Here is a 2,510-nt window from a genome sequence, read left to right as displayed (position 1 = left end):
GGCCGGAGGCTGCGCGGCGAGCGCGCGCTGGATGCTCTCGAACTGGAACATCATCTGTTCGACGGAGTAATCCACCTGCTGCTGGCGGCGATCCATGCGCAGGATGGCAAGCCAGGAAAAATGGCTCAGTACCAGCACGGCTGCGATCAGCAGCGCGATGCGTCCGAACAGCGTATCGATGCGCARCTTCATTGCGGTATGTCRTCTGCTTCGTCAGGCACGAAGGTATAGCCTCGCCCCCGCACGGTCTGGATGTAGCGGGGACGCTGGGCGTCCTCGTCGAGCAGGCGGCGCAGACGCCAGATCTGCACGTCGATGCCGCGATCGCTGATGCCGCTGGCGGTGCCGTACATCAGTTCCACGATGCRCTCGCGCGACAGCACCTCCAGCGGATGCATCAGCAGCAACTTGAGCAGCGCGAACTCGGTATCGCTGATCGCCATCTGCTCGCCGGCGCGCGCCAGCGCGCGCTGGCGAAAGTTGACGCGGAAGGGCCCGAAGGCGATGCCCTCGCGGTCTTCCGGCGCGGCGGCCGGGCGCGCCAGCTTGCGGCGCAGCACGGCATTGATGCGCGCCAGCAGTTCGCGCGGCGAAAACGGCTTGCCGAGATAATCGTCGGCGCCGATCTCCAGCCCGACGATGCGGTCGATCTCGTCGCTGCGCGCGGTCAGCAGGATCACGGGAATATCGTCGTTCTTGGCACGCAGGTTGCGCAGCGCTGTCAGGCCGTCCACCTTCGGCATCATCAGGTCGAGCACGATCAGGGCCGGCCGCTCGCGCTCCAGGCGCGCCTGCAAACCTTCGCCATCGTGCAGCACGGACACGGCGAAACCCTGCTGGCTTAAATACTCGCGCAGCAGGTCGCGGAGTTCGGGATCGTCGTCGACGACCAGGATCTGGGTAGGCTGATTGACTCGCATAGGCAGATGATAGCTAGGCTGGGCGCGGCAATCCGGGCGAATTGTTTCAGGGCATTACACCCGAGCCGCTGGTAATGGTCTGTAAGAATGGATGCCGGCGTTGAAACACGAGGAGCATCAAGGCGCATTATGCTTCGCTTATGTTTGCCGTTGCCGGCGGTCGCCGGACTAAACGGACCCGCCCCGATGCCGCCCGGCCACTACAAGCCGCGTGCTGCCTGCGGCACGTGCCGATGGCATTACGGCATACTGCTGCCTCTCTTACTCCGAATTTGTTCGAACGCGCTCTCTTTTTCGCGTCGCTCCCAGGATCCGGTCATGGCCAAACCCGAAGAACATCAACAGGCTAAGCTGCCACCGCCGCCCAAGGCTGCCTCACGCCGCCGCAAACTGATCGCCGCCGCGCTGATCCTGCTACTGGCCGGCGGCGGCTGGTACTGGTACCAGCACCGTACCCCCGCCGCCAGCGCCCCTGGCGCGCCCGGCGCAGCCGGTGGTCCCGGTGGCCCGGGCGGCCGCGGCGGTCCTGGTGGCCCCGGTGGCCCCGGTGGCCAACGCTCGCCGGTGGTGGTCAGCACCGTGGCCCAACGCAATATGGATGTCATCCTCAACGGCCTGGGCAACGTCACGCCGGTGGCCAATGTGACCGTGCGGGCCCAGGTGTCGGGTCCGCTGCTCAAGGTGCTGTTCAAGGAGGGCCAGATGGTCAAGGCCGGCGATGTGCTTGCGGAGATCGACCCGCGCCCGTTCCAGGCCACGCTGGACCAGGCCGTGGGCACGCTGGCGCGCGACCGCGCCCTGCTGGAAAACGCCCGCCTGGACCAGAAGCGCTACCGCACCCTGCTTGGACAGGACTCGATCTCCAGCCAGCAGGTCGACACCCAGGACGCGCTGGTGCGCCAGTACGAAGGCGTGGTCAAGACCGACCAGGCCAACGTGGACAGCGCCCRCCTGCAACTGGGCTACACCCGCATCGTGGCGCCGGCTTCGGGCCGCATCGGCCTGCGGCAGGTCGATCCGGGCAATATCGTCAGCACCAGCGACACCAACGGCATCGCCCTGATCACCCAGATCCAGCCGATCGCCGTGCTCTACACCATCCCCGAAGACAACCTGCCTTCGGTACTCAAGCGCCTGCATGCCGGCGAGACCATTCCGGTCCAGGCCTGGGACCGCCAGGCGCGCAACCGCCTGGCCGAGGGCACACTGCTGACCACCGACAACCAGATCGACACCACCACCGGCACGGTCAAGCTCAAGGCGATCTTCCAGAATACCGACGGCCTGCTGTTCCCTAACCAGTTCGTCAACATGCGCACGCGCGTGGACACCATCGAGGATGCCACCGTGGTACCGGTGGCGGCCATCCAGCGCGGCCAGCAAGGTACCTTCGTGTATGTGGTGGACGAGAGCAGCAAGGTCAAGGTCCAGGTGGTCACGCTGGGGCCGTCGGACGGCGAGCGTACCGTCGTGACCAAGGGCGTGCAGCCCGGCCAGCGCGTGGTGATCGACGGCGCGGACCGGCTCAAGGAAGGCATGACGGTGGAAACCGTGGACCCGGCAGCGCGCGCTGCCGCGCTGGTGCCGGCC

General features: G+C 66.4%; 2 protein-coding genes and 1 pseudogene. 1 reads left to right on the top strand and 2 read right to left on the bottom strand.

Annotated features, from left to right (window positions below; all coding sequences use genetic code 11):
• Positions 1-192: pseudogene (locus tag AC1DKD_RS40630) on the bottom strand (ATP-binding protein); the annotation flags it as partial.
• Complete coding sequence (locus tag AC1DKD_RS40625) at positions 189-920, bottom strand: response regulator (protein ID WP_477144685.1); 732 nt, start codon at positions 918-920, stop codon at positions 189-191. The gene AC1DKD_RS40625 and the pseudogene AC1DKD_RS40630, both read right to left, overlap by 4 nt.
• 318 nt (positions 921-1,238) lie before the next feature.
• Between AC1DKD_RS40625 and AC1DKD_RS40620 the strand changes: the two genes are divergently transcribed.
• Positions 1,239-2,510 (top strand): MdtA/MuxA family multidrug efflux RND transporter periplasmic adaptor subunit (locus AC1DKD_RS40620; protein WP_477144684.1); only part of this gene is annotated, 1,272 nt, incomplete at its 3' end.

The organism is Cupriavidus sp. 05T313, assembly GCF_056396665.1.
The sequence above is the reverse complement of the archived record's forward strand: the minus strand, read 5'-3'. Positions and strand labels throughout refer to the sequence as shown.